Source organism: Thioalkalivibrio sp. ALMg11, assembly GCF_000377905.1.
Taxonomy (GTDB): Bacteria; Pseudomonadota; Gammaproteobacteria; order Ectothiorhodospirales; family Ectothiorhodospiraceae; genus Thioalkalivibrio.
The window spans coordinates 96,652-119,334 of the sequence record NZ_KB898871.1; the positions used below are offsets into that span (position 1 = coordinate 96,652).

15 protein-coding genes are annotated in these 22,683 nt (G+C 67.2%); 9 read left to right on the plus strand and 6 right to left on the minus strand.

Features of this window, described 5'->3' with window-relative positions:
- Positions 1-19 precede the first annotated feature (19 nt).
- On the minus strand, positions 20-1,105 hold the full coding sequence (locus D578_RS0100495; protein ID WP_231364041.1) for a glycosyltransferase family 9 protein: 1,086 nt from the start codon (positions 1,103-1,105) through the stop codon (positions 20-22).
- Between the two features lie 310 nt (positions 1,106-1,415).
- Between D578_RS0100495 and D578_RS14705 the strand changes: the two genes are divergently transcribed.
- Positions 1,416-2,321, plus strand: coding sequence for a glycosyltransferase family 2 protein (locus D578_RS14705; protein ID WP_018948061.1), 906 nt, complete (start codon positions 1,416-1,418; stop codon positions 2,319-2,321).
- Between the two features lie 4 nt (positions 2,322-2,325).
- Here the strand turns inward: D578_RS14705 and D578_RS14710 are convergent, their stop codons facing one another.
- Both D578_RS14710 and D578_RS0100510 read right to left on the minus strand, forming a co-directional pair.
- Positions 2,326-2,961, minus strand: a complete 636-nt coding sequence (locus tag D578_RS14710; RefSeq protein ID WP_196800646.1) for a lipopolysaccharide core heptose(II) kinase RfaY — start codon at positions 2,959-2,961, stop codon at positions 2,326-2,328.
- 117 nt (positions 2,962-3,078) lie between these two features.
- A complete protein-coding gene (locus D578_RS0100510; RefSeq protein WP_018948063.1) occupies positions 3,079-3,873 on the minus strand; it encodes a phosphotransferase in 795 nt (264 codons plus the stop codon).
- Between the two features lie 647 nt (positions 3,874-4,520).
- Here D578_RS0100510 and D578_RS0100515 point away from each other — a divergent pair.
- From D578_RS0100515 to D578_RS0100525, 3 genes are read left to right on the plus strand one after another with little or no spacing between them, the layout of a single operon-like run.
- Positions 4,521-5,759, plus strand: a complete 1,239-nt coding sequence (locus tag D578_RS0100515) for an O-antigen ligase (RefSeq protein ID WP_196800648.1) — start codon at positions 4,521-4,523, stop codon at positions 5,757-5,759.
- The gene (locus tag D578_RS14715; protein ID WP_018948065.1) at positions 5,756-6,871 is read left to right on the plus strand and encodes a glycosyltransferase; all 1,116 of its coding nucleotides are present in this window, start codon (positions 5,756-5,758) and stop codon (positions 6,869-6,871) included. The genes D578_RS0100515 and D578_RS14715 overlap by 4 nt, the downstream gene beginning before the upstream one ends.
- A gap of 10 nt (positions 6,872-6,881) precedes the next feature.
- Entirely contained in the window at positions 6,882-7,991 is a 1,110-nt protein-coding gene (locus tag D578_RS0100525) for a hypothetical protein (RefSeq protein WP_155996740.1), read from the plus strand.
- 85 nt (positions 7,992-8,076) lie between these two features.
- Here the strand turns inward: D578_RS0100525 and D578_RS0100530 are convergent, their stop codons facing one another.
- Genes D578_RS0100530 through glnE form a run of 3 tightly spaced genes read right to left on the minus strand, consistent with a single transcriptional unit; the run spans position 8,077 to position 12,204 of the window.
- On the minus strand, positions 8,077-8,304 hold the full coding sequence (locus D578_RS0100530; RefSeq protein WP_018948067.1) for a zinc-finger domain-containing protein: 228 nt from the start codon (positions 8,302-8,304) through the stop codon (positions 8,077-8,079).
- A gap of 39 nt (positions 8,305-8,343) precedes the next feature.
- Positions 8,344-9,264, minus strand: coding sequence for a branched-chain amino acid transaminase (locus D578_RS0100535; RefSeq protein ID WP_018948068.1), 921 nt, complete (start codon positions 9,262-9,264; stop codon positions 8,344-8,346).
- 12 nt (positions 9,265-9,276) lie between these two features.
- Entirely contained in the window at positions 9,277-12,204 is a 2,928-nt protein-coding gene (gene glnE, locus D578_RS0100540; protein WP_018948069.1) for a bifunctional [glutamate--ammonia ligase]-adenylyl-L-tyrosine phosphorylase/[glutamate--ammonia-ligase] adenylyltransferase, read from the minus strand.
- A gap of 148 nt (positions 12,205-12,352) precedes the next feature.
- On the opposite strand from glnE, the gene D578_RS0100545 reads away from it, so the two are divergent.
- The 5 genes from D578_RS0100545 (at position 12,353) to D578_RS0100565 (ending at position 22,682) form a co-directional block, all read left to right on the plus strand.
- Positions 12,353-13,390 (plus strand): Fe(3+) ABC transporter substrate-binding protein, encoded by a 1,038-nt coding sequence (locus tag D578_RS0100545; protein WP_018948070.1) that lies wholly within the window; start codon positions 12,353-12,355, stop codon positions 13,388-13,390.
- A 374-nt stretch (positions 13,391-13,764) separates the two neighbouring features.
- Entirely contained in the window at positions 13,765-15,531 is a 1,767-nt protein-coding gene (locus D578_RS0100550; protein ID WP_018948071.1) for an iron ABC transporter permease, read from the plus strand.
- Entirely contained in the window at positions 15,528-16,637 is a 1,110-nt protein-coding gene (locus D578_RS0100555; protein ID WP_018948072.1) for an ABC transporter ATP-binding protein, read from the plus strand. Before D578_RS0100550 ends, D578_RS0100555 begins: the two co-directional genes overlap by 4 nt.
- 73 nt (positions 16,638-16,710) lie before the next feature.
- On the plus strand, positions 16,711-18,534 hold the full coding sequence (locus tag D578_RS0100560; RefSeq protein WP_026289094.1) for an autotransporter assembly complex family protein: 1,824 nt from the start codon (positions 16,711-16,713) through the stop codon (positions 18,532-18,534).
- 8 nt (positions 18,535-18,542) lie between these two features.
- On the plus strand, positions 18,543-22,682 hold the full coding sequence (locus tag D578_RS0100565; protein WP_026289095.1) for a translocation/assembly module TamB domain-containing protein: 4,140 nt from the start codon (positions 18,543-18,545) through the stop codon (positions 22,680-22,682).
- Position 22,683 lies beyond the last annotated feature (1 nt).

The window sequence follows — 22,683 nt, forward strand, 5'->3', positions numbered from 1 at the left end:
CCTTGGGGCCGGCCGCGGTTCAGTCGGCGGCCGCCGCACCGGCCCACCCGCGCACGGCCGCCCATCGGTCCAGCATCGCGGTGGCGTCCTCTACGGAGATCAACTCCATCGCACCGGGAAACTCCGCCTTCGCGCCCCACCGGGCCTCGTCGACGCTGCGGCCGGTGAACTTCCCCAGCGCCTCCGGATAGCGGTTCACGCACCACTGACGCGAATTGTACGGCCCGGAACGGTCGGGGTTGCTGGCGGCATACAGGCCCAGCACATCCGTCCCCATTGCGTTGGCCATATGCGCCGGACCAGTGTCCGGCGCCACCAGCAGGTCGGCCCCGGCCAGCAGCGCGGTCAGCTGCTTCAGGGTGTCCTGCCCCGCCAGGTTCACCGCCCGCTGGCGCATGTGCGATTCGATCTCCGCCACGAACGCCTTTTCCGACTCCGCCGGGCTGCCGACCAGGATCACCCGCGCCCCGTGGGCCGTGATCGCATGGTCCGCCAATGCCGCATACCGCTCCGGCAGCCAATTGCGCAGCGGATGACTGGCACAGGGGCTGAAAACGATATTGAGCCGGCCAGGCTCCAGATGTTGCTCCGCGAACGCCCGGTCGCCATCGCCCAGCGGCATCTCCCAGCGCGGTTCCGCCGCCTCCAGCCCAAGCGGCTCGAGGAAACTCGCCAGACAGTCGCGCACGTGCTGACGCGGCACCGCGTTGATGCGCCGGTTGACCACCAGACCATGCAGATCCTTGCTGCGCGCCCGGTCATAGCCCACCCGGACCGACGCGGACACCAGCGCCGCGGCCAGACTGGCCCGCAGCGCCACCTGCATGTGCAACAGCGCATCGAAGCGCCGCCCGCGCAGCTGGCGCCGCAACTCCCGATACCCCGCAAGCCCCGCCTTCTTGTCGAAGACGATGAACTCCACGCCGGGCAGATCGCCGGCCAGCTTGGCCTCCAGCTTGCCGATGATCCAGGTGATGCGGACATCCGGCCGCTGACGCTGCAGGCTCAGCACCACCGGCACCACATGCGTCACGTCCCCGATCGCCGACAACCGCAGAATACACACCGACTTCATCGCCCCGCCCCGCTCGTTTCGATGCAACACCAGACGCTCCGGCATTACCGTGCCCCGATCACCACAGACTCGTGGCAAACGCGCGATTCTATCTGATGCGCGCGGCCAGAATAGGCCGCCCCCGAAGTATCGGCTATGGCGCACATCGCTCACCGAGGCCGAGAGCTGCGCCTTGTTCTCCCGCTGCGTGCGCCGCTAGACTGCCCCACCGCCCCGGCGTTCCGCGACGCGAAGCTTCGCCGCAAGCGGACCCCGGGCTGGTCCGCTTGCGGCGACTGGCAGCCGATATCATGGCATCGTTCGGAAAACGCCTGACGAGATGGTCCGACCCGAGAACCCTATGACCAGCACCCCGCGCGTAAGCGTCGTGATCCCAACCTACCGACGTCCTGAACTGCTGCGGCGCTCCATCCGCAGCGTACTCGAGCAGACGTTTTCCAGCCTCGAGGTGGTTGTCGTCGATGACAACGGCGAAGGGCACCCGGAACAGAAGAGGACCCGGAAGGTTCTTGCGGAAGCCTTCGACGACCCGCGCATCCGGTACATCGTCAACGATGGCGAGGGGGGCGGCTCCGGGGCGCGGAACACCGGAATCCACCACGCCACAGGCTGTTACATCGCATTCCTGGATGACGACGAGGACTGGGAACCGGACAAACTGAAGAAACAGGTCGCCCTGCTGGATTCGGCGCCGTCTGACGTTGGCGTGATCGATTCCGGATTCCTCGATCACAAGGCGGACGGCCGCATCCGGACGGTACGCCCCAAGATGCAGGGATGGATCCTGGAAAGACTGCTGCGCAAGACCGGCGGCCGGGCGCCGAAGCTTTCAACGCTGCTTTGTCGCCGCGAAGTCTTCGACACCGCCGGTGCGTTTGACGCAAGCCTCCCTGCCCGTCAGGACTATGACCTCTACATCCGCATCGCCCGGCATTTCCGCTTCGAATCCGTGATGGAACCGCTTGCCAACAAGCGCTCGGACGCGGATCAGCGGATCACGGGGAACATCAACAATTTCATCGAGGGGTTCGAGGGGCTGTACCGGAAGATCGCGCCGGATCTCCGCACCCGCCCAAAGACCCACGCGATCTACCTGCTCAAGCAGGCCGAGGTCCTGGCGCTGGGCGGCCAGCAAAAGGCCGCCAGACAGAAATACCTCCAGGCGCTCCGGCTCTGGTGGTTCAACCCGCGCCTTGTCCCCTATGGGCTCAAGGTCCTGCGGAAACCGCAACCCACGAAAGACTGAAGCGTCAGCGCTTCCGCCGGGAGCTCCCTCCGGCGCGCTCTTTCAACCGCGCCAGCAGCCTCCGCCTCGTGTGCTTCCACCATTGGGTCACACCCGTGAATCCGCGCGCGAGCTGGTAGGCCCAGGAACTCGTTATCCGATCGGGAATGTATGCCAGAGCCGTCGGAGACGTGCTGGTAAAACGGATCAATTCCCGTCGCAGGCGCATGGTCCGGAACAACCGCGGGCGGCGGAGGGTGGCGTCGATGAACACCACCCCTTCATCGTCGATCAGGTAGTTCTTCGCATGCGGATCGTTTCGCGTATAGCCCATTTCGTGCAAGCGCAGCAGTTCGGGGGTCAGCAGGGCCGCATCATCGCGAGTCGCCTTCCGTCCCTCGGCGTATTCATACAGGAGAAACGAATCGGTCAGCATGCCCATTGCACGACGCTCTCCGGCACACACCGGCTCCGGCGTCCTCAAGCCCAATTGCCGCAGTTGCACCATGCTCTCCATCTGGCGCACGGCCGAACTGGGCCGAAAAAACGACATCAGTCGTTGCGAAAGGCGGCTATTACGGGCGTGCGGAACCTTCAGAACGTAGGTCTGCCCCTCGATTTCGACCAACCCGCTGTAGGTCTGCCCGTCATTCTTGAACACCACCTTCTCGGCAATAGCCCCATCCACCACCGCCTGGAACAGGCGTTCCGTATCCGGCCGCCCCCCGGGACGGTGCACACGGTAGCCACGATGAACACAATCTTCGGACATGAGGTCTTAATGTGGCTCCAGTTTCCGGAAAAGGCGTCTGGCCTTCAGACGGCGGCCCTTGGTCAGGGATTTGAGCCCCTTCCTAAGCACACGGAAATCGTCCCAGACAGGCTGGTGCGAATAAAGCGAAGGCATGGGGCACCGCCGATGGAAGGCGTCTACATATTCCTTGATCGCAGACGGATTACGGAAGCCGAACAGCGCCTCGCCGGAATTCCAGACATCAAACTCGCATCCGGCTCCAACCGAAATCACCTCGTTGTCGATGATCACCGGCCCATCGTCGGTCACCACGATATTCGCCGGGGTAAGGTCCGGGTGGATCAGATGAACGTCCACTGCTTCCGGGAGACAAGCTCTTAGGCGATCGACAATCCCCTGGATAGTCGTCCCAGGCAGGACCCGCGGACCGACCAGCTCGAGCCTGGCCAGCAGGCTTTCGAGGTGCACATATCTCGGCGGCGCCCGCAGGTCCGGCGCGGCAATATTCCACAGCGCGGCCTGGCATTCGAGCACAACCTCGGACTGCTGCGCCGCCGGCAGCGACTTGCAGCTCGGCCCCTCAACCCACTCACACACGATCACGCCCCCCGTCCGGGCAATCAACCGAGGCACCGGGCCACCCCGGGCGTAAGCTGCCTCCAGAGCCTGTTCCGCCAACAGCGCGCCCTCTACGCTCTCGCATTCGGCGATTTTGAATGCATGCCCACTGGCCTCCGCACGGAGGGACAACCGACCGTGATAGTTGAGGATGAAGGCCGACGCCGGCCGGCTGCCCAACACGGCCTCGAGGACGCCCATCACGTCGCGCCCGTCCTCGAAACATTGACCGGGGGGAAGTTCACGCGGAGTCTTCGGTTTTCCGGGCCAGAGTCGCATGATCAATAGCAAGCACCGTGTGTCGCAACGAGAGAGTTCCCCGATCCCCATCCAATCATAGCGACATGTGGACTGGGGCCGTATCCGGCAACCTCAACGGGAAAGGCCGTGCGAACCGGGTGTGGTGCATGCCACGCGCAGGAACCGCGCCATCGCATGGAGCCCTCCTGCCGACACCGGTCCGGCGCTGCAAAGTAGAGCTTTCGTCCGCGCGACGCAACGGCCGGCCCGCGGCACATTGGTGTGGGGCATACTCCCCTCGCCCGGTACCCGGCGCCGTTCCCAGGCAATGGCCTGCGTGGCAGACTCTCTGCGCGCTGTGCGCCTCTGCCACGTCGAGCCACAGGAACGGGCTTGGCAACCGGGCCTTCATGGTGGAATGGCACCGGGCCCACGGCCGCCCGCAACCTCCAATCATCATCCAGAACCACGCCGAGCCTGCCACAATGTCCAATCCCGATACTCACCCGCCCCTCTGGATTTCCCGTATTGTTCACGCCCTCGGGGTCACCGGGCTGGTCATGCTGCTCTTGGGCACGGGCTTTTCCAAGGCGGCACAAAATGCCGGCATGGCATTCACGCTGCTCGCATTCCTGGCCGGGACCTGGGTTCACCGACATCAATGGTGGCCGCGCCTGAAGGCTGACTGGGTGATTCGATGGACCGCGGTCTGGATCCTCTATGTAATTGGCCTGGCCATCATAATGGCGCAGGTCTACCCGGAAATCGCCGAACGACACTACGAGTATGCCTGGAAGCTCTCGCGGTTCTTCCTGATCGGGTTAGTGGCCTGGTGGGTTGCGATGGCATTCCGGAACGCGATCACTGGGTACTTCCTGATGCTTGCCGGATTCGTGCTCGGCGCGCTGCTGTTTCACCACGCGCAGGGCTGGCCCTGGGGCCTTGCCGGAGCGCGGGTGGACCTGTGGGAGGGGCGCCAGTTCTACACCCTGTTCAGCGCCTCGGTACTCGCCGTCACGCTGATCCTGACCCGGGACATCTGGGGTCCGCGGCACGACCGCTGGTTCTGGTTCCGCGGCGCCATGTGGGCGACCACTGTACTGGTGGCGGCCAACGGCCTGCTGGTGTCGCAGTCCCGCGGCGGGCTTCTGGGGCTTGCGGTCGGACTGGTCCTCGCCAGCGCTGCCCTAGGTTACCGCCAGCTGCGCGTGGATGCCGCCCGATCCCACTCGAGCCGAAGTCAATGGCTTGTGATGACCATCGCTGTCGCGTTCCTGGCATTCATCCTCTGGCTGGGCTGGCAGGCGAACAGTGATCGCATCGGTCACGACGTTGCGGTGATCGCCGAGACCATCGAATCCGGCGACATCCAGCGCAGCAGCATGGGGGTCCGCCTGGGACAATGGATGCATGGAATGGAACTGTTCCGGGAGCGGCCCTGGTTCGGCTGGGGCCCGGGAGCCGGAGAGCAATTGCAGGAGCTCGCGGCGCTTCCGGAGCGGTATCAAGCGGGCGGCATCCACTTTCACAGCGCACCCCTTGACCTGCTCTTGTGGACCGGGATCGTCGGGTTGGTGATCGCAACCCTGCTGTTCGCCAGCCTTGCACTCGGCCTCTGGCGGCTGTTCCTGCGGGGCGGCCCCGAGGCGCGCTTGGCACTGGCCGCCCTGACCGTAATGGCGATGGCGTTCATCGCCAGCATCACCCAGACCTACCTGACCTCGCAGGTCAGCTGGTACTACCTCGCGGCCTTCCTCGGGCCCGCCCATGCGCTGCTGCTGAAGCGCAGCGCGACCGGGTCGGGAATGGCCGCGGCGCGGCGCGAGGGTTCCGGGGCCGGCGGGTGAAGAGGATCGCCTTCATCATCGACTCGCTGACGGGCGGCGGGGCGGAACGCTCGGTGGTAACCCTGGCCACCGAGATGGCCCGGCGCGGACTCGAGACCTGCATCGTCACTCTCGGCGACGAGTCCGCCTACACCCTGGACCCGGCGATCCGCCACCTCCCATTGATTGGGAATGGAGAGCGGATGCCGGGCAACCGGACCTTGGCGCGGCGCCTGCGGGCGAGAATGGCGCAGCTGGAACAGGAGGCCCCATTCGACCTGGTTGCCGCGAACCTTCTCCATAGCAGCGAAGTGGTCAAACGCGCCGGCATACCGGGCTCATACCACTGCATACACAACCCGCTGGGTCACCAGATCCAACGTACCCGTCACGTCCTCGTGCTCCCATGGTGGCGCCGGCATGTCCGCAGGCTTTACAACGGAGAACACCTGCTACCGGTATCCAGGGGGGTTGGCGAGAACCTCGAACTCGATATAGGGGTGCGGCCGGCGTCCATGAAGACGATCTCCAACGGATTCGACCTCGAAGGGTCCCGGAAGCTCGCGCTGGCGCCCCAACCGGATGCGGATGGCCTGCGCCCATTCGTTCTGCATGTCGGGCATTTCAAACGCCAGAAACGGATCGACCGTCTGCTCGAGGCTTGGGCCCGGCTCGATGTCGAACACCGTCTCGTGCTGCTCGGCACCGGATCGCGGCGCAAGACCCGGCAGCTGCGCGAACAGGCAGAACGCCTGGGCATTGCCGATTCGGTGGTGTTTCCGGGGTTTCAAGAAAACGTCTACGCGTGGATGGCCCGGGCGGACCTGCTGGTGCTGGCCTCCGACTTCGAGGGATTCGGGCGCGTCATTGTCGAGGCGCTGGCCACCGGCACTCCGGTCGTCAGTACCGACTGCCCATCCGGCCCATCCGACATTCTGACCGGCCCCCTGGCGCGTTATCTGGCTCCACTCGACGACCCCACCGCACTTGCCGAGCGAATGGGCGACGCGCTGGCGAACCCGCCCGCCATCGACGATACGGTGGTGCGCCCCTTCGCCATCGAGAGGGTAGCGGACCAGTACCTGGCGCTGCCGAGCCGAGCGCAGATGACCGCGGATAGGGAGGAAGTCTAGGGTGATGGATATGGCACTCGGCACCGACCGGTCCCCGCCGGTCATCCTTTACATACCGGTCAGCGGTCCTCACGGGGCCGGCGAGTACTATCGCGCCCTCACCATTGCCCAGGCATGCCGCGCGAGTCACCCGGACTGGGATCTGCATGTCTGCGTCAGCCACGATGCGGACGTCGAAAAACCCGCGGGGCTCGGCTACCACACCCTGCAGGGCTCCCCCACACGCGACACTGACGGCATCGAACGGATCCTGCGCGAGGTCCGCCCGGACCTAGTGATCTTCGACAGCACGCTGCGCCAACGCCAGTTGAAGCTTTGCCGCCAACTTGGCATCAACAAGGTGGTCTACATCAGTTCACGGCCTTCGAGCAGGCGCCGGGGTTTCGGCCTGCGAAAACTGCGTGCCCTGGACGAGCACTGGATGATCGCGCCCCCCGGGGAGCAGCAACTGACACGCCGGGAGCGGCTGCTCGCCCGGATCAACCCGCGGCTCCAGATCCGGTTCCTGTCGACCCTGCTGAACCCCGGTGCGCCCGAACGGGAACTGCCGATCGCGGACCGGGCAGACTTCCCGCATGACGGTTATGTCCTGTTTGTCTCGGGCGGTGGCGGTGGCGCCGTCAATGGTGAGCCCATCGACCGCACGTTCCAGCAGGCCGCGCGCCGCTTCCACGCTGCCACCGGCCACCCCACCCTGCTGGTGGCCGGCCCACTCAGTTCGGTCCCGCTGGAATCCGACGACCTGCGGCTCGAGGTGCGCTCTGTACCACCCGGCGATCTCGTGACAATGATCGACCGGGCGACCCTGGTCGTCAGCGGCGGGGGCAGTCTGGTGCAGCAGACCCTGGCGCAGGGCCGCCCGCTGCTCGCGGTGCCCGCCGGCGGCAGCGACCAGCCGGCTCGGCTCGCAAGGCTTGCACGGGAAAACGTACTGGAAACATGCGGGACCGCCCCCAAACCGATGGCGAACCGGACAGCAGCGCTACTGCAGGACCGGCAAGCTCGGAACAGATTGATCACCCACGCCCGGGAACACGGTTTTCGCAATGACATGCCGGAAGTGGTTTCGGCGATCCGGCAACTCCTTGCGGACGGCGACGTGCACTACGGCAGAGTGTGACGCGCGAAGTCTCCCGGCGGGGAACCGGATACTCCAGCCCGCCTATGGCAGGCGACCGGAACGCGGATATTGAGACATCGGGGAATCAGCCCTCAGCGTCCTTGAGAATGAACTGGGTACCGCAGTAGGGGCACAGGAAGCGGCCGTCGGGGGTCTCGTCGATCGGCAGGAAGACGCGCGGATGCGAGGACCACAGCGCCATCTTCGGCGTGGGGCAGTGCAGCGGCAGGTCCTTGCGCGTGACCGTGATTTCGGTCTGCGCGTTGGCGGTCGGGTACTGATCCTGGTGGTGGGCGGTATCGGGGTTCACCATGGTTTTTCTCGCATCCGGTTGACGGAAAGTTCGGGCGCCTCAGACGAAGGTCAGCCAGCCCTCGTGGCGGCTGTCCCGGCCCTGCACCACATCGAAGTAGCGCGACTGCAGGCGCTCGGTGATGGGGCCGCGGGTGCCGGTGCCGATCGGGCGATCGTCGACCTCACGGATCGGGGTCACCTCAGCGGCGGTACCGGTGAAGAAGGCCTCGTCGGCGATGTACACCTCGTCGCGCGTGATGCGCTTCTCGATGACCTCCAGCCCCTCCTCGTGCGCCAGGTCGATGACCGTGCGGCGGGTGATACCGTCCAGCGCAGAGGTCAGGTCCGGCGTGCACAGCATGCCGTCACGCACGATAAAGATGTTCTCGCCGCTGCCCTCGGCCACGTAGCCCTCGGTATCCAGCAGCATGGCCTCGTCGTAGCCGCAGCGGGTGGCCTCCTGCAGGGCCATCATGGAGTTCATGTAGTTGCCGTTGGCCTTGGCCTTGCACATGGTCACGTTGACGTGGTGCCGGCTGAAGGAGGAGGTGCGAATGCGAATCCCCTTCTCGATGCCCTCGTCGCCCAGATAGCTGCCCCAGTGCCAGGCCGCAACCATCGCATGCACCAGGAGATTGTCGGCGCGCAGGCCCATGCCTTCGGAACCGAGGAAGCACATCGGACGCAAGTAGGCGCTTTCCAGCCCGTTGTCGCGTACAGACGCGATCTGGGCATCGTTCAGCACCTCGGCGGTATAGGGGATGGTCATGCCGAGGATCTTGGCCGAGTTGAACAGCCGTCGGGTATGGTCCTGCAGGCGGAAGATCGCGGGGCCGCGCTCGGTCTTGTACGCGCGCACACCCTCGAACACCCCCATGCCGTAATGCAGCGTGTGGGTGAGCACGTGGGTCTTCGCCTCGCGCCAGGGCACCATCTGCCCGTCCAGCCAGATCACCCCGTCGCGGTCGGCCATCGACATCGTCTAGTTCCTCTATGTGGTCTCGTTCGCGGCCGATTTCGGCTCGCCGAACAGGTCATTCCAGGCTTCGATCACGCCATCGCGCACGGCGCAGAGCTCGTCGTCGGGCTTCTCGACCCGGGCGTCCAGGCCCGCCAGCGTCAGGCGGTGGATACGGTTGCGCAGATCGCGGTAGGCATCCGCCAGCGCCTCGCTCAACGCCGCGTCGATCACGCCCTCGCGCCCCAGCGCATCCAGCGTGCGGATCTTGTCCGGCCAGTCACACACGGCGGGATGATCGTGAGCAGATACCAAAACCCAGTATTGAACCATGAATTCGATATCAGTGATACCGCCGCGGTCGCGCTTGAGATGGAAGCCGTGGCCCCGCTTCGAGGCGTGCTCGGCCAGCATGCGATCCCGCATTTCCACAACCTCGGCGCGCAGGCGATCGACATCGCGTTCGCGGGTCAGCACCTCGCGCCGCAGGGCATCGAACTGCTCGCCCAGCTCGGCTTCCCCGGTCACGAAGCGCGCGCGCACGAGCGCCTGGTGCTCCCAGGTCCACGCGGACTCGTCCTGGTAACGCCGGAACGCCCGCAAGCCGCTAACCAGCAGGCCCGCAGTCCCACTGGGGCGCAACCGGGTATCCACTTCGTACAGGCGACCCGCCGAGGTGAAGGCCCCCAGCAGGTGCACCACGCGCTGGGCCACGCGGGCGAAGAATTCCGTGTTGTCGATCACCTTGGGGCCCGCGGTCTGCGCCTCGTCGCCCTCGCTGTCGTGCAGGAACACCACGTCCAGATCCGAGCCATAGCCCAGCTCGAAGCCACCCAGCTTGCCGTACCCGATCACCGCGAAACGCGCCACGCGGCGGTCATCCGCCGCCCCACACTGCGGCGCACCGTGGCGCTCCATCATCTTCTCCCAGGCCAGTTGCAGCACCCGCTCCAGCAACACCTCGGCCAGCCAGGTCAGATGGTCGGAGACCTTCATCAAAGGCAGGAAACCCATGATGTCGGCGGCCGCCACGCGCAGCGTCTGCACCTGCTTGAACTGGCGCAGCCGGTCCAGCATCTGCTCATGGTCCTGCCCGGGGAACTGCGCCAGTTCGGCCTCCAGCTCCTCGCGCAGCCCGTCACGATCGGGCGGCGCATACAGCGCGCGCGGGTCGAGCAGCTCGTCCAGCAATACCGGGTGGCGGGTCAACTGCTCGTTGATCCACGGGCTGGCGGCCACCAGCTTGACCAGCTGCGACAGCGCCAGCGGGTTCTCCACCAGCAGCGACAGGTACACCGAGCGCCGGGCGATGGTGCGCACCATCTGCAACGCCCGCGGCAAAACCGCGTCCGGCGTGTCCATCTCCGCGATCGCCCCGATCAGCAGCGGCATCAGGCGATCCAGGCGCTGGCGCCCGGTCACGCTCATCGCCCGCACGCCCGGGCTTTCGCGCAGATCAGCGATCCCGCGCAGGGCCTCGTCCGCATCCTGAAAATCCATCGCCTCCAGCATCGTGCGGGCGTCCGACTCCGGCAGCGAGCCCTGCCACAGACGATTGAGCTGCTGCTCGCGCCCGGTCTCGGGCGAGGCCTCCATGGCCTCCCCGTCCGCGCGCTGCGGGGCACTGAACACCTGCTCGAATTGGGCATGCACCCGCCGCTGCTCGCGCAGCAGCGCCATCTCGAAGGCAGCCTCGTCGTCGAAGCCCAGCGACAGCGCCAGCCGATGCCGGTCCTGGCCATTGAATGGCAGGCGGTGAGTCTGCTGGTCATTCAGCATCTGCAGACGATTTTCCACTCGGCGCAGGAAGCGATAGGAACGCTCCAGCTGTTCGACCGCATAGCCGGGCAGCAGGTCGCGCTCCTGCAATGCCGCCATCACACCCAGCAGGTCGCGCCGCTGCAGTCCCTGGTCGCGCCCCCCACGGATCAGCTGAAACGACTGCGCGATGAATTCGATCTCGCGGATCCCGCCCTCGCCGTGCTTCACGTCCTCGAAGCGGCCGCGCCGCGCCGACTCGTCATTGATCATCTGCTTCAGCTCGCGCAGGTTGGCGAGCGTGCCGTAGTCCAGATAGCGGCGGTAGATGAACGGGCGCAGCCGGCGCATCAGGCGCGCCCCGGCCTCCGGGTCGCCCGCCAGTGGGCTTGCCTTGATCAGGGCGTAACGCTCCCACTCGCGCCCGTGGGCCTGGTAGTAGTCCTCCATCGCGTCGAAATGCATCACCAGCGGCCCGGAATCCCCGAACGGGCGCAGGCGCATGTCCACGCGATAGCAAAAGCCGTCCGCAGTCACGTCCGACAGCGCCGCGATCAGCTGGCGCCCCAGACGTTGGAAGAACTCCCGATTCTCGATCACGCGCTTGCCATCGGTCTCCCCCGCCTCCTCGAAGGCGAAGATCAGATCGATATCGGAGGAGAAATTGAGCTCATTGCCACCCAGCTTGCCCAGCCCCAGGACCACCATGGACTGTGCCTCGCCCGCGGGGCTGCGCGGCTGGCCATAACGCTCCTGCAAATGGCGGTCCAGCCATTGCAGGCCACCCTCGATGAGGGAGCGGGCCAGACGGCTCAGGTCGTGCATTACCTCGTCGAGATCGGCGTGCCCGGCCAAATCGCGCCAGGCGATGCGGATCATCTCGCGATGCCGCGTCTCGCGCAGCGCGTGACGCAGCCCGGCGTCGTCAGTCACGGGCTGCAGGCGCGCCTGCAGCGTGCGCTCAAAGGCCGCGTCGTCACAAGCCGGTATTTGGCCGTGTGGATCCAGCGCCTCGAGCAAGTATTCCGGATGCTGACGCACCGTCTGCACCAAGTAGTGGCTGAAGGCAAACGGGGCCGGCGTCGACGCCAGGAAGGTGTCCGGCCAGGCAAGCTTTTCGTCCAGCTCGGCCAACAGATCGCGGACCTCCTGCTCCAGCGGCGGCGACAGGCGGGCGGGGGATTCGGGCAGGGGCTTGTCCATGTGCCAAGCGTATCAGCGTTGCGACCCAGGGAGGTCAGCCCATGGCACGCACGGGTCGCGGACTATTGACTTGGATGCAAACACAAATAACAATCGTTCTCGTCTACTCGAACGTCCGCCGAATGGAACCACACGAGGATCCCTCGCCATGAACTTTCGCCCGTTTGCCTGGCTGATCGCCACGGCCGCCGCCATCGCCGTCAGCATGCCCCTGGTCGGCTGCAGCCCCGCCGACGAGGACGAGGTCAACCTCTACTCGGCGCGCCAGGAAAACCTGATCAAGCCGCTGCTGGACGACTTCACTGATCAGACCGGCATCCCGGTCAATCTGGTAACCGGCGGGGCGGACAGCCTGCTGCAGCGCCTGCGCCTCGAGGGCCGCAACTCCCCCGCCGATCTCTTCATCACCGTGGACGCGGCGCGCCTGCACCAGGCCAGCGAGGCCGGCGTGCTGCAGGCGGTCAAATCGGACGTGCTGCGCGAGAATATCCCGGAACGCTACCGCGACCCGGACGGACAGTGGTTCGGCCTGTCCTCGCGCGCGCGCCCCATCCTCTACCACAAGGACCGCGTGGATCCGGAAGCGCTCTCCACCTACGAGGCGCTGACCGACGCGCAATGGGAGGAACGTATCTGCATCCGCTCTTCCAGCAACGTGTACAACCAGTCGCTGGTGGCCGCGATGATCGCCACCGAGGGTGCCGAAGCCGCCCAGGACTGGGCCGCCGGGATCGTGGCCAACATGGCGCGCCAGCCGCAGGGCGGCGACCGCGACCAGATCCGCGCCGTGGCCGACGGGGTCTGCGACGTCGCGATCGCCAACACCTACTACCTGGGCCTGATGCTGGACGGCGAGGGCCGTGACCGCGAGGTCGCCGAACAGATCGGTGTGTTCTGGCCCAACCAGGACGGCCGCGGCACGCACGTGAACATCAGTGGCGCCGGCGTAACCGCGCATGCCCCGAACCGGGACAACGCGATTCGCCTGCTGGAGTTCCTCTCCTCCACCGAGGCGCAGGAGTGGTACGCCAAGGTCAACCAGGAATACCCGATCCGCGACGACGTGCCCGCCAGCGACGTTCTCCAGGGCTTCGGCGAATTCCGGTCCGACGACATCGAGCTCTACCGCCTGGGCAACCACAACGCCGAGGCCGTGCGCATCATGGACCGCGTCCGCTGGCGCTGATGCTCGTCCACGACGCCTCACTCACTCGCCCACGGTCCTCCGGGGGCGTCTGTTTGGCACCACAGAGGGCACGGAGAAAACCAGGGAGGGCACGGGGCCGAGCAGGAGGCACGAATGTGGGATGTGTTGAGCGTAGCGAACCACATCCTCGCGCCGGCGGGTTAGGTCCGATGCGTTTCGCTGCGCTCAACACATCCTACGTAGTTCCTGAGTTTGCGGTTTTCTCTGCGTCCTCCTTGCCCTCTGTGGTGCTCACAAGCGGCCTGGCCACCGGCACCCCCGCATGAGCCCAGTCACCGCGCCCCCCGGCAATCCGCCAGTCGCAAGGCGGCCATAGTGGTATTCGAAACAAGAACCTTTACTATTCGCACTCCATGAGCGCCCAGACCACCAACCCGGCCGCGACCACCGCGAACCCCGCGGTTCGCCAGCGCCTGCCGTTCAGCCCGTGGTCGGCGGTCGCCATCGTCGTGGCACTGACCCTGTCGCTGCCGATCCTGGTGATCTTCGGGCACGTCTTTATCCCCGCCGGCGAGGTCTGGACCCACCTGCGCGAGACGGTACTCGCGGACTATGTCGTGAACTCCCTGGCCCTGTTGATCGGCGTCGGGATCGGGGTGCTGCTGATCGGGGTACCGGTCGCCTGGCTGGTCAGCGTGTGCGAATTCCCCGGGCGCAGCATCTTCCAGTGGGCGCTGATGCTGCCGCTGGCCATGCCGGCGTACATCATTGCCTACACCTACACCGGCATGCTGGATTTCAGCGGCCCGGTACAAAGCCTGATCCGCGACCTCACGGGCCTGGGGTACGGCGAGTACTACTTCCCCGAGATCCGCTCGCTGGGCGGCGCCATGGCCATGTTGACGCTGGTGCTCTACCCCTATGTCTACCTGCTCAGCCGCGCCGCCTTCCTCGAGCAGTCGGTCTGCGTGCTGGAGGTCTCCCGCACTCTGGGCGCCGGCCCGTTCGGTGGCTTTCGCCGGGTCGCCCTGCCGCTCGCGCGCCCGGCCATCATCGCCGGGTTGACCCTCGCGCTGATGGAGGTGCTGGCTGACTACGGCACGGTCGCCTACTTCGGCGTGAGCACCTTCACCACCGGCATCTTCCGCACCTGGTACGCCCTGGGCGACCCGGCCGCGGCGGCCCAGCTCGCGGCCGTGCTGCTGACCTTCGTGTTCGTGCTGATCGTGCTGGAGCGCTGGTCGCGGGCCAAGGCGCGCTTCCATCACACCAGCCGCCGCTACTCCACCCTCCCTCGCTACCAGTTGCGCGGCTGGAAGGCCGCAGCGGCCTTCCTCGGCTGCCTGTTCCCGGTCCTGCTGGGCTTCCTGCTGCCGGCCCTCCAGCTCGGGCTGTGGACCGTGCAGACGACCGACCAGTGGATGAACCCGGCCTTCGGTCGGCTGGTGTTCAACAGCTTCTGGCTGGCCATCGCCGCGGCCGTGATCGCGGTCGTCCTGGCGCTGGTCCTCGCCTACGCCCGGCGCATGGAGGGCGGGCGCTTCACGGCCGCTGCCGTGCGCGTCGCCGGGATGGGCTATGCGGTGCCCGGCATCGTGATCGCGATCGGCGTGATGATCCCGTTCGCGGCCTTCGACAACGCCCTGGACGGTTTCATGCGCGACACCTTCGGGGTATCCACCGGCCTGTTGCTGTCGGGCACGCTGTTCGCCCTGCTGTTCGCCTATGCCGTGCGCTTCCTCGCCGTCTCGCTGCAGACGGTCGAGGCCGGGCTGGGCAAGATCCAGCCGAGCATGGACGATGCCGCCCGCTCGCTCGGCATGCGCCCATTGCAGACCCTGACCCGGGTGCACCTGCCGATCATGCGCGGCACCCTGCTGACCGCATTGCTGCTGGTGTTCGTCGATGTCCTTAAGGAGCTCCCGGCGACGCTGATCCTGCGCCCGTTCGACTTCAACACCCTCGCGGTGCGCGCCTTCGAGCTGGCCAGTGACGAGCGCCTGGCCGAATCCTCCAGCGCCGCCCTGGCCATCGTGCTGGTCGGGCTCGTTCCCGTTATCCTGCTGTCGGTGACCATCGGCCGCTCGCGCCCCGGCCAGCAGGGCCAGACCCGCGCGGCGGACGAAGAGGCGCCGCAAAAACCCCTCGCGATGCCCGCAGGCACGACGAATACGCCATGACCCAGCCCATCGAAACCACACTGCAGGTGCCCCACACCCCGCTGATCGCCCTCGACCGCGTGGACATCGGCTATGACGGTACCGCCGTGGTCCACCAGGTATCGCTGGCCCTGCCCAAGGGCCAGATCGGCTGCCTGCTGGGCCCCTCCGGCTGCGGCAAGACCACATTGCTGCGGGCGATCGCCGGCTTCGAACCCCTGATGGCAGGAAACATCCAGCTGGATGGACGCAGCGTCAGCGATGCCCGCAGCACGATCCCGCCGGAGAAACGGGGGGTCGGCATGGTGTTCCAGGATTTCGCCCTGTTCCCGCACCTGAGCGTGGCCGACAACATTGGCTTCGGCATCCGCCACTGGAGCCGCAAGGAGCGCCATGAGCGCATCCACTCGCTACTCAAACTGGTGGGGCTGTCGGGCTATGGCGAGTCCTACCCGCATGCCCTGTCCGGCGGCCAGCAGCAGCGCATCGCCCTGGCCCGGGCCCTGGCACCGCGACCCAAGCTGCTGCTGCTGGACGAGCCCTTCTCCAGCATGGACGTGGAACTGCGCAGCGAGCTTGCCCGCGAGGTGCGGCGCATCCTGCGGGCGGAGAACACCACCGCCATCCTGGTCACCCACGACCAGCACGAGGCCTTTGCCTTCGCCGATCGCATCGCGGTGATCCACCAGGGTCGCGTGGCCCAGTGGGACACCGCCTACAACCTCTACCATCGCCCGGCCGATCGCTTCGTCGCCGACTTTGTCGGCGAGGGGACTCTGATCCCCGGCATGGTCTGTGCCGAGCACGTAGTCGACACCGCCTTTGGCCAGATCGAGGGCACCCTGTCGGAACAACTGCCCCCCGGCACCGCCGTGGACGTCCTCGTGCGCCCGGACGACATCGCCATCGACAACGAAGTGGGCACCATCCGCACCGAGATCCTCGACAAGGCCTTCCGCGGGGCGGACTTCCTCTACACCCTGCGCCTGCCGGACGGCCTCAGCGTGCTGTGCATGGCCCCCAGCCACGACAATTTCGTGATCGGCGAGCATGTGCGCCTGCGCCTCGACTTTACCCACCTGGTGGTGTTCTCGCGCGGCAGCGGGGTCGACTGCCCGGCCTCCTGACTCGCGCACGGTCCACGGCGCCAGGATCGCTAGTGCGGGCCCACCGGGAACTCGCGTGAGTTCGCGCGTTCCATTGTCGACACGGACCCCATTCCGCAACCGTTATCATCGTTCCATGACTCACGCCCGCGCCCCTGTTGCCCACCGCCCGGCCCGCACCGGGCTGGGCGTGATTGTGATGCTACTTGTCGCCCTGGCGAGCACCCCGGGAGCGGCCGTCGCAGAGGATGGCCCGACCCCTGGCTTGCAGGTCGAGGGCGGCACCGACGCCCAGCGCAGCAATATCCACAACAGCGTCAACCTGTCCCGCTACCCCTGCGACTTGCCGGGGTTTCGCGAAGGCCGCGTGCTGCGCGACACCCAGGCGCGTGCCACCGATGCCCTGCGCGCCATCGGCTTCTACGACCCCGAACTGGATCTCGACTTCGAACGCCACGAGGCCTGCTGGGATATCCGCATCACCCTGGAGCCCGGTCCGCCGACCACGGTGGAGCAGGTGGACCTGCAGATCACCGGCGAGGGCGCCGGTGATCTCGGCTTCGAGGCCGTGCTCAGCCAGACCGAGATCCGCGAAGGCGACACCCTGCGCCATGATCGCTACGAGGCCCTGCGCAACCGCATGACGCGGATCGCGTCGGATCGGGGCTATTTCGACGCCGATCTCCACACCCGACGCCTGGAAGTGGATCGCGACACCCGCACCGCCACCATCCACCTGCACATGGATACCGGCGATCGCTACCGCGTGGGACGAGTCCGCATCGACCAGGACATCCTCTCCGAGGACTTCGTCCAGCGCATGGTGCCGTTCGAGACAGGCGACCCGTACAGCTCGGCGCAGATCATCGCGCTGCAGCGCAACCTGAACGACAGCGGCTACTTTGGCGGCGTACGTGTGCGTCCACAACGCGACGCGGCAGAGGGGCTGCAGGTCCCGATCCTGGTCGAGCTGGAGCCGCGCAAGCGCCACAGCTACGAGGCCGGCATCGGCTACTCCACCGATATCGGCCCGCGCGTTCGCCTGCGCTACGAGCATCGCTACGCCAACCAACGCGGCCATCGCTACCAGGCCGAGATCGAGGCGTCGCCGGTGCGTTCCGGGATCGGCTACAACTACGAGATCCCGCTGCGCGACCCGCTGCGCGAACGCCTGAACCTGTTCACCACCTACCGCACGGAAGACACCGACACCCAGCAGTCCGATCGCTTCCAGATCGGGGCCAATCGCATCCTGCAGCGCCGCAGTGGCTGGCAGACCACCGAGGGGCTGCGCTACGAGTACGAGGACTACACAGCCGGCGAGGACGACAGCGGCCGCAGCAACCTGCTGATCCCGTCCTACCGCATCAGCCGCATGGAAGCAGACGAACCGATGACCCCGCGTCGCGGCTACCGCTTCGAGACCACCGTGCAGGGCGCGCGCGAGGAGATCCTGTCCAGCACCTCGTTCGCCCAGGTCCTGGCCAGCGGCAAGGTGGTTCGCGGCATCGGCACGGGCCGGGTGCTAGCCCGCGTGGATGCCGGCTTTACCGACGCGGACTCGGTCAGTGACCTCCCCAGCTCCCTGCGCTTCTATGCCGGGGGCGATGCCAGCATCCGTGGCTACGGCTACCAGACTGTGGGGCCGCGCAACGACCACGGCGACGTAATTGGGGGTCGCCACAAGGTGGTGGGCAGCCTCGAGTATGACTACCCGGTCGTCGGCAACTGGAGTGCCGCGGTCTTCGTCGACGCCGGCAACGTCGTCAACGAGTGGGACGAGTTCGACCCCGTCTATGGCGCCGGGGTCGGCGTACGCTGGCGCTCCCCGGTCGGCCCGATCCGCGTGGACCTGGCCCACGGGCCCGACTCGAAGGATGACTTCCGCATCCACTTCTCCATGGGCCCGGATCTGTGAGGCCACTGCTGCGCGCCACGCTGTGGGGATTCTCCACGGTCCTCACGCTGATCCTGATCCTGCTCGGCACCCTCGGGGCCCTGCTCGCGACGGAATCGGGGACCCGCTGGCTGGTCGAACTGGGTGAACGCCTGGCCCCCGTGGAACTGCGCATCGACCGGGTCGAGGGGACCCTGTTCACCGAGCTGCACCTGCACGGGTTGCACCTGGCACTGCCCGACGGCCCGACGATCGACCTGCCCGCCGGGCGCGTCGGGGTCAGTGCCCGCAGCCTGCTCCGTGGCGAGCTGAACGTCCGGATCCTGACCGCCACGGGGCTGCGCGTGGACCTGCCACCGCCCGATCCGGATGAGCCACCCGCGGACGAACCCTTCGCCCTGCCCGATTCCATCCGGCTGCCGCTGGCAGTGCGCCTGGGCCAGCTACGGGTCGAGGACATGGAGATCCTGCAGGCGGGCGAACCCCTGGCCTCGATCACCCGCCTGACAGCCCGCGCCCGGTCCAGCGGCTCGCGCATCGAACTTCACGAGCTGGAGCTGGACATGCCGGAGATCCGGGCCCGTCTGGCCGGCGAGATCGAGGCCGATGGCGACTACCCCGTGCATCTGCGTGGCCAGTGGCAGGCACCCCTGCCCACGGCCCTGGCCGAAGGCCTGGGCACGGACGAGGCGCGCGGCAAGCTGGAGGTCACCGGGGCCTTGCGCGAACGCGTGCAGCTCGAACATGACCTGCGCGCCGGCATCGAGCTGAACCTGCAGGCCAGCGCCCGCGAGCTGTTCAGCACCCCGGCGCTGGAACTGGTGGCGCAGTGGCAGCCCTTCACCTACCAGCTCGATCCGGAACAGGACATCGCCCTGGAGGCCGGCCGCCTCGACCTGCAGGGCACACCCGAGGATTGGGCACTGGGCCTCGAGACCGCGGCCACCCTGGCGCCCTGGCCCCGCCTTGCGCTGAACACCCGGGCACACGGGGATCTCGAATCGCTGCTGCTCGAGACCCTGGAGATCCACTCCGAGGCCGGACGGGTCACCCTCGCCGGTCCGATCCGCTTCGTCGACGCCCTGGACTGGGACCTGACCCTGGAGGCCGAGGACCTGACAACCACCGGAATGGGCGTGGAGTTCGATGCCGGGGTCGAGCGCCTGAAGGGACAGCTGCAGGGCGCCCTGCCACTGGGGACCGACACCCCGCCTCTGGTGGCCCTGGACGCGAGCGTCACCATTGACGAGCTGACCGGCCACTACGAGGGTGAACCCCTCACCGGCAGCCTGAACGCCTGGCTGGTCGATGGTCAGGCGCGGATCGAGGACACCCGCCTGACGATCCGCGATACCGCACAGCTGGACTTGAGCGGTTCGGCCACAGGCCTGGCGGGCGACCTGACCGACCCCGACCACCGCATCGTCTTCGACCTCGGGCTGGATCTGGAGGCCCCGGATTTGGCGCGCCTGCACTCGGAGCTGGATGGGCAGATCGAGCAACTGCGCCTCGCGCTGGACGGCAACTACGCCCCCGCCAGCGGCGCCCTGAACGCGCAGCTCGGCCTGGACCCGTTGCGCGCCCGCCTGCGCGGCATCGACATCACCGGCGATGCGCAGATCGCGCTAACCGAGACCGGTGGCCAGATCGAGCAGCTACAGATCACCACCGACACGGGTACCCGGCTCGCCCTGGCCGGCAACCTCGACTGGTCCCAGGGCCTGAACTGGGACCTCGCGCTGGAAGGCGAAGGGCTGGATCCATCGCTGGTGGTCGCCGAGGCGCCCGGCCAGATCGCCCTCGCCCTGACCAGCGAGGGGCACCTGGACGCGGACGGCACCCCCCGCCTGCAGGCCCGGCTCCAGCGCCTCGAGGGTACACTGCGCGACCAGCCCGTCTCCGGCCAGGGCCAACTGCAGCTGGAGGGGGAGCACCTGCGAGTGGATCAGCTCGACCTGGCGCTGGGCCGGAACACCCTGACCGCCAACGGCGAATGGGCCGAGACCCTGGACTTCGAGCTGCGCCTGGATGCCCCGGAACTGGACCGGCTCTGGCCCGAGCTCGCCGGACGACTGGAGCTCGATGCGCATATCACCGGTGAACCCGACCGGCCGCGCGTGGCGGCGCGCGGCACCGGTACGGGGCTGCGTCTCGCGGATATCACCCTCGAGCAACTGGACCTCGAGGCCGACGCCGGCCTCGAGGTCGCCGCCCCGGCCGAGATCGACCTGCGTCTGACCGGCCTCGAGCTGGCCGACGGCACACGCGTGGAGACCCTGCGCCTGGATGCCTCCGGTCGCATCGACGAGCATCGCGTGACACTGGCGGCCGATGCCGGGGATCTGGGCTCGCTGGACCTGGCCCTGCAAGGCGAACTGAACCCCGACACCCTGCATTGGCGCGGCCAGATCGCACGGCTCGATCTGGATCAACCCGCGGGCGGCCCCTGGCAACTGACCGAACCGGTCGCGCTGGAGGCCGGGCCGGAGCGTGCACACCTGGAACGCCTGTGCCTGGCGCGCGAGGACGGACGGCTGTGCGCCGAGGGGCGCTGGAATGCGGCGACAGGGGCCGAGTTCGCCGCCGATGCCCGGGCCGTCGACCTGGCCTGGCTGGAACCCTTCCTTCCGCCGGAACTCGCCATCGCGGGCCAGCTGAATGCCGATGCCAGCGGCCGCATGGATGCCGATGGCACCGTGACGGCCGACCTGACCGTGACCCCCACCGATGGCCACCTGATCGTGCGCGACGAGGACGGAGACCTGGAGGAGGTGCCCTACCGGGATGTGCGGCTGACCGCCCGGGTGCGGGATCGCGACGTGGACGCCGCCCTACGGCTCGATTTCCTGGACGGCGGGACGGCGCGCAGCGACATCCGCCTGCGCCCGGACGGCGACGACCTGCGTATCGACGGCGACTTCGTCGCCCGCCTCGACGACCTCACCTGGCTGGGTGCCCTGAGCCCCGAGATCCAGCGCCTGCGCGGCTCGCTCAACGCCCGCCTGGACTTCGGCGGCCGCCTGGATGCGCCGCTGGTGGAGGGCGAGGTGGCGTTCCGCGATGGCGGGGTCCTGATCCCCGAGGCCGGCATCGACATCGTCATTCCCGAGATCACGGCCCGGGTCGTCTCGGCCGAACAGCTGACCCTGACCGGCCGCCTGGAGTCCGGGGACGGCGGCATCGACCTCGACGGTCGCGTGGACCTCGGCGACGCCGGGCCCCGTGCCGAGCTGAGCCTGACCGGCGAGGACTTCCTGGTGGTCAATCGGATCGACGCCGAGGCACGCATCACGCCGGACTTGCAACTGGTCTTTACCCCCGACGACGGCATCCGCGTGCGCGGCGAGGTCTTCCTGCCCTGGGCGCGCATCCGTCCGCCGGACCTGCCACCCAGCGCCATTCGCGTCTCCGGCGACGAGGTCATCCTTGGCGAGGACATCGCGGAGGCGCAGGGGCTCAAGACCGACATCCGCATCCGGATTCGCCTCGGGGATGACGTGCGCTTCGACGGCTTCGGCCTGACCGCGCGCTTCGCCGGGGAGGTGGATGTCGAAGAGGTCACCGGGCAACCGACCCAGCTATTCGGCGAGATCACGATCCCCGAAGGCGAATACAGCGACTACGGCCAGGACCTGCGGGTGGAACGCGGCAGCCTGGTGTTCCAGGGGCCGGCGGAGACACCGGAACTGGATCTGCGCGCGGTACGCACCGTGCGCGAATACAACGTGACGGTCGGGCTGGAGATCCGCGGCACGCCGGACAACCTGCGCTCGCGGGTGATCTCGGACCCGCCGATGGACGAGACCGAGGCGATGTCCTACCTGCTGACCGGACGCCCGCTATCCGGCGCCTCGCAATCCGACGGCAACATGATTGCGGCCGCGGCGGCCGCTTATGGTCTGGAACAGGGGGCGCTGATTACCGAACGCATCGGCCGGGAGCTGGGGCTCGACGAAGTGGAGCTGGACACCGAGGGCGGGCTGGACGAGAGCGCGCTGACGCTGGGGCTCTACCTCTCGCCGCGCCTGCTGCTGCGCTACTCCATCGGGTTGTTCGACAATACCTCGAAGGTCCTGCTGCGCTACGAACTGACCCGCAACCTGAGCGTGGAAACCGCCTCCGGCACAACGGAACAGTCGGTAGACCTCATCTATCGCTTCGAGCGCTAGG